General features: G+C 59.1%; 6 protein-coding genes and 1 pseudogene. 6 read left to right on the top strand and 1 reads right to left on the bottom strand.

What is annotated here, in order from left to right; all coding sequences use genetic code 11:
• From dut to ACIOUG_RS26450, 6 genes and pseudogenes are all read left to right on the top strand, one after another.
• Positions 1-444 (top strand): dUTP diphosphatase (dut, locus tag ACIOUG_RS26475; RefSeq protein ID WP_401070057.1); only part of this gene is annotated, 444 nt, incomplete at its 5' end.
• Between the two features lie 323 nt (positions 445-767).
• Positions 768-2,144: pseudogene (locus tag ACIOUG_RS26470) on the top strand (phosphomannomutase/phosphoglucomutase); the annotation flags it as partial.
• A gap of 17 nt (positions 2,145-2,161) precedes the next feature.
• Positions 2,162-3,067, top strand: a complete 906-nt coding sequence (gene argB / locus ACIOUG_RS26465) for an acetylglutamate kinase (RefSeq protein ID WP_401070054.1) — start codon at positions 2,162-2,164, stop codon at positions 3,065-3,067.
• Between the two features lie 203 nt (positions 3,068-3,270).
• Positions 3,271-3,483 carry a hypothetical protein gene (locus ACIOUG_RS26460; RefSeq protein ID WP_401070051.1) on the top strand — a complete coding sequence of 71 codons (213 nt, stop codon included), beginning with the start codon at positions 3,271-3,273 and terminating at the stop codon, positions 3,481-3,483.
• A gap of 16 nt (positions 3,484-3,499) precedes the next feature.
• Positions 3,500-4,072: a hypothetical protein gene (locus ACIOUG_RS26455; protein ID WP_401070048.1), complete on the top strand. Its 573-nt coding sequence runs from the start codon at positions 3,500-3,502 to the stop codon at positions 4,070-4,072.
• Positions 4,059-4,442, top strand: a complete 384-nt coding sequence (locus ACIOUG_RS26450) for a hypothetical protein (protein ID WP_401070045.1) — start codon at positions 4,059-4,061, stop codon at positions 4,440-4,442. Before ACIOUG_RS26455 ends, ACIOUG_RS26450 begins: the two co-directional genes overlap by 14 nt.
• 154 nt (positions 4,443-4,596) lie before the next feature.
• Here the strand turns inward: ACIOUG_RS26450 and pyrE are convergent, their stop codons facing one another.
• On the bottom strand, positions 4,597-5,241 hold the full coding sequence (pyrE, locus tag ACIOUG_RS26445) for an orotate phosphoribosyltransferase (RefSeq protein ID WP_008078597.1): 645 nt from the start codon (positions 5,239-5,241) through the stop codon (positions 4,597-4,599).
• Between the last annotated feature and the right edge of the window lie 26 nt (positions 5,242-5,267).

Genomic DNA, 5,267 nt, shown 5'->3' with positions numbered 1-5,267 from the left:
CAAGCCAAGATCCTCGACCCACGCATCGGTACCGAATTCCCGCTGCCGCAATACGCCACCCCGGGCTCCGCCGGCCTCGACCTGCGCGCCATGCTGGAACAGGACATCGTGATCAAGCCGGGTGAAACCGTGCTGATCCCTACCGGTCTGTCGGTCTACATCGGCGACCCGAACCTCGCCGCGCTGATCCTGCCGCGCTCGGGCATGGGCCATAAGCACGGCATCGTGCTGGGCAACCTCGTCGGCCTGATCGACTCGGATTATCAAGGCCCGTTGATGGTGTCCTGCTGGAACCGTGGCCAGTCCGACTTCACCATGACCGTCGGCGAACGTCTGGCGCAGCTGGTGCTGGTACCGGTGGTGCAGGCGCACTTTGAAATGGTTGAAGAGTTCGTCGAGACCGAACGCGGCGCGGGCGGTTTCGGCCATACCGGCACGAAATAACCGGATGTCTCCCTGTAGGAGCTGCCGAAGGCTGCGATCTTTTGACTTTGTTTTTCAAGAGCAAGATCAAAAGATCGCAGCCTGCGGCAGCTCCTACAGGGGGAATTTGTGCAGATTCACACGGAAGGTTTAGCGCCGAAAATCAAGGTTTTGCCGGCCGCAAGCCACGCCAGCCAAGGCGTCATGGCCCTTTCACACCACGAACTCTCTGTGGAAAACGCCGTCATACCCTTCAGTTTGAGCCTGCCGTCGAGTGATTCGTCGGTGTGTCCCGCCACTTTCGAGATGGAGCATTTGTGCAGATGAGCACCCCCGCCAAGATCGCCCCGAAGCTTCCTGACAGCATCTTCCGCGCCTATGACATTCGCGGCACCGTACCGGAATTCCTCAATGCCGAAACCGCTTACTGGATCGGCCGCGCCATCGGCTCGCAGAGCCTGGCCCAAGGTGAACCGAATGTTTCCGTCGGTCGCGACGGCCGCCTGTCCGGCCCGGAGCTGGTTGCCGAGTTGATCCGCGGTATCGCCGAGAGCGGCTGCCATGTCAGCGACGTCGGTCTGGTGCCGACCCCAGCGCTGTATTACGCGGCCAACGTATTGGCCGGCAAGTCTGGGGTGATGCTCACCGGCAGCCACAACCCGTCGAACTACAACGGCTTCAAGATCGTGATCGCCGGCGACACCCTCGCCAACGAGCAGATCCAGGTGCTGCACGAGCGCATCAAGACCAACGATCTGAGCAGCGGTCAGGGCAGCGTGACCCAAGTCGAAATCCTTGACCGCTACACCACCGAAATCGTCCGGGACGTCAAACTGGCCCGACGCATGAAAGTCGTGGTCGACTGCGGCAACGGTGCGGCCGGCGTGATCGCCCCGCAACTGATCGAAGCGCTGAACTGCGAAGTCATCCCGCTGTTCTGCGAAGTCGACGGCAACTTCCCCAACCATCACCCGGACCCGGGCAAGCCCGAGAACCTCGTCGACCTGATCGCCAAGGTCAAGGAAACCAACGCCGACCTCGGCCTGGCCTTCGACGGTGATGGCGACCGCGTCGGCGTGGTGACCAACACCGGCAGCATCGTCTACCCCGATCGCCTGCTGATGCTCTTCGCCCGCGACGTGGTGGCGCGCAACCCGGACGCGGAAATCATCTTCGACGTCAAATGCACTCGCCGCCTGGTGCCGCTGATCAAGGAATACGGTGGTCGACCGCTAATGTGGAAGACTGGTCATTCGTTGATCAAAAAGAAAATGAAACAATCCGGTGCTCTATTGGCCGGTGAAATGAGCGGGCATATCTTCTTCAAGGAGCGCTGGTTCGGTTTCGACGACGGTATCTACAGCGCCGCACGGCTGCTGGAGATCCTCAGCAAGGAAAAATCCACCGCGGAAGAGCTGTTTGCGACCTTCCCGAACGATATTTCTACGCCGGAAATCAATATCCATGTGACCGAAGAGAGCAAATTCAGCATCATTGATGCACTGCACGACGCACAGTGGGGCCCAGGCGCTGGCCTGACCACCATCGACGGCGTGCGGGTCGATTACGCCAAAGGCTGGGGCCTGGTGCGCGCGTCCAACACCACTCCGGTGCTGGTGCTGCGCTTCGAGGCCGATGACGAGGCTGAATTGCAGCGCATCAAGGATGTGTTCCACGCCCAACTGAAACGCGTTGCACCTGATCTCCAACTACCGTTCTGATTCACCCGGAGCCCTGAATGACCCTCGAACGCGAAGCCGCCGCCCACACCGCCCAGGTCCTGTCCGAAGCGCTGCCTTACATCCGACGTTATGTCGGCAAGACCCTGGTGATCAAATACGGCGGCAACGCGATGGAAAGCGAGGAGCTGAAAACCGGCTTCGCCCGCGACATCGTCTTGATGAAGGCCGTGGGCATCAACCCGGTCGTGGTTCACGGCGGCGGCCCGCAGATCGGTGATCTGCTCAAGCGCCTGTCGATCGAAAGCCACTTCGTCGATGGCATGCGCGTCACCGACGCCGCGACCATGGACGTGGTGGAAATGGTCCTCGGCGGTCAGGTCAACAAAAGCATCGTCAACCTGATCAACCGTCATGGCGGCAGTGCCATCGGCCTGACCGGTAAAGACGCCGGGCTGATTCGTGCGAAGAAACTGACCGTCACCCGCCAGACCCCGGAGATGACCCAGCCGGAAATCATCGACATCGGTCAGGTCGGTGAAGTGGTCGGGATCAACACCGAACTGCTGAACCTGCTGGTCAAAGGCAACTTCATCCCGGTGATCGCGCCGATCGGCGTCGGTGAGAACGGTGAGTCGTACAACATCAACGCCGACCTGGTGGCCGGTAAAGTTGCCGAGGCGCTGAAAGCCGAGAAGCTGATGCTGCTGACCAACATCGCCGGCCTGATGGACAAGTCGGGCGCCGTGTTGACCGGCCTGAGCACCCAGCAGGTCGACGACCTGATCGCCGACGGCACCATCTACGGCGGCATGCTGCCGAAGATCCGCTGCGCCCTGGAAGCGGTCCAGGGCGGTGTCGGCAGCTCGCTGATCATCGACGGTCGCGTACCGAACGCGATCCTGCTGGAAATCTTCACCGACACCGGTGTGGGCACGCTGATCAGCAATCGCAAGCGTCACTGATCGCTGAAACTCGAAAGATCGCAGCCTGCGGCAGCTCCTACAAAAGCAAATTTCGTGTGTATGAAATTTCTGTAGGAGCTGACGAAGTCTGCGATCTTTTTTATACGCGCAAGAAGCGTCTGACTCCACTCAGCGAAACGTCCGACATCTCCTCAGAACAAATCGCCCTAGGATCTTCCCTGAACCCACAGGAGATCTTCCCCATGCAAAAAGACCACGTACCGTACGGCAGCGATGTTTCCGCAGGCACCTATGAATGTGCAGACTGCGGACGCGAGTATTCCAACCAGTCGAAAACTTCACTGCCGCCCTGCCCTGACTACCAACCCAGCACCCATGTGCTCAATGGCTGGAACATCCAGACGGGCCAGGGCGACGCTGCTGCCGATCCGTATCCGGGCCAGTCTTCCAAATAACCAAGGGAGACAAGCCATGCAGATATCTTTCAATATCGACGCGGACGCTTTCGAGCAGGAACAAAAGGAACCGGTCAAAAAAACCCTGCGTATCGGCGACGCGGAAATTGCCCACGCCCTACAGCGCATCGCCAAGGCCAGTCTGACCGAATACCTGAAAATGCTGGTTGAGGGCGGCATGCCCAGTCGGGCCGATGAAGCCAAACAAGATCGCCTGCTGTACCTGATTCAAAGCTACTTCGGGCAGACACTGCCGACTGAGTCGCAGATCTCGACGATCTTCCAGCTGACCCAGAGCCAAAGTAAAACCCTGCTGAAAAACACCGTGTCGCGCTTTCGCAATCAGCTCGATGACATCCTGCAGCACAGCATGCGGGCAGTCGTGGCGTCTGCTGAATATGCGCAAACCGTGTATCTGGTGGTCATCAGCTCGGACGTGATTCGTGACGAGCTGAACATGCTGATCACCCAGAATGAGCCGACCTTCAAACCCATCATCAAACGCAAAGGCAGCGCCGGGCAGTTCGAAATCAGCGAAGATTCCCACGATTTACTGTGTGCGACGCTGGGTCTCAATGCCGTTCAGTGACATCGTCGCGGTCAGCGGCTTGCTGCTGACCCTGGCCACTTTTCTGTTCAACCTGGCTTGGCCGAAGCTGACAGAGGCCATGGCGCAGGATGAATATCAGTCAGGTCTTCAGGCCAGAAAGCGCAGCAGGAAAAAAGTCATGGGGACGTTGATGGGCTGCTCATTGCCGCTGACGTGCGCCTTTGCAGCGCTGTTTTACGTCAACCTGCCCGCCGCCGTGCGCATTATTCAAAGCAGCAGACTGGCGCTGTGGGACTTCGATGTTGATCGCACGTTATATGTAATGGTGGTGGCGGCCTTGCTGGCCTTTGCACTGATTAACGCGGGATTGACTTGGAAATTGCTTGGAAAATGGCGAAACCTGCACTGACTGCAAACAAAAAGACCTCGTCCAGCCTGACTGGACGAGGTCTTTTTTTGTCTGCGATTCCTGTAGGAGCTGCCGCAGGCTGCGATCTTTTGACTTTGGCTTTGAAAAGATCAAAAGATCGCAGCCTGCGGCAGCTCCTACAGATGGGGTGCGGTTACACGCCGAACTGGGCGCGGTACGCTTCCACGGCGGGCAGATGCTGCTTGAGCTGTGGATCGTCGGCGAGGAATTCCAGCACCTGGTTCAGCGAAACGATGCTGATCACGGGAATACCGAAATCACGCTCGACTTCCTGGATCGCCGACAATTCGCCGTTGCCACGCTCCTGACGGTTCAGGGCGATCAGCACGCCGGCCGCCTTGGCGCCGTCCTGGGAAGCGATGATCTGCATCACTTCGCGGATCGCGGTGCCGGCGGTGATCACGTCGTCGATGATCAGCACGTCACCGGTCAGCGGGGCGCCGACCAGGCTGCCGCCTTCGCCGTGGGCCTTGGCTTCCTTGCGGTTGAAGCACCAAGGCAAGTCACGGTCGTGATGTTCGGCCAGCGCGACAGCGGTGGTGGCTGCCAGCGGGATGCCTTTGTAGGCCGGGCCAAACAGCACGTCGAACGGAATGCCGCTTTCGGCAATGGCTGCCGCGTAGAAACGCCCCAACTGCGCCAGGGCGGAACCCGAGTTGAACAGGCCGGCATTGAAGAAGTATGGACTGGTGCGCCCGGACTTCAGGGTGAACTCACCGAAGCGCAAAACGCCGCGATCGATGGCAAAACGAATGAAATCGCGCTGATACGCTTGCATGAAAAAAACCCCAAATACCACGGATT

The sequence above is a fragment of the Pseudomonas sp. NPDC087803 genome (genome assembly GCF_044742995.1).
Classification (GTDB): domain Bacteria; phylum Pseudomonadota; class Gammaproteobacteria; order Pseudomonadales; family Pseudomonadaceae; genus Aquipseudomonas.
Note: the sequence above shows the minus strand (reverse complement) of the source record. Positions and strands in the feature narration are given on the sequence as shown.

Excerpts from the sequence above, each read along its gene's own strand:
- argB (WP_401070054.1), top strand. The coding sequence starts at position 2,162 with ATGACCCTCGAACGCGAAGCCGCCGCCCACACCGCCCAGGTCCTGTCC.
- ACIOUG_RS26460 (WP_401070051.1), top strand. The coding sequence starts at position 3,271 with ATGCAAAAAGACCACGTACCGTACGGCAGCGATGTTTCCGCAGGCACC.
- ACIOUG_RS26455 (WP_401070048.1), top strand. The coding sequence starts at position 3,500 with ATGCAGATATCTTTCAATATCGACGCGGACGCTTTCGAGCAGGAACAA.
- ACIOUG_RS26450 (WP_401070045.1), top strand. The coding sequence starts at position 4,059 with ATGCCGTTCAGTGACATCGTCGCGGTCAGCGGCTTGCTGCTGACCCTG.
- pyrE (WP_008078597.1), bottom strand. The coding sequence starts at position 5,241 with ATGCAAGCGTATCAGCGCGATTTCATTCGTTTTGCCATCGATCGCGGC.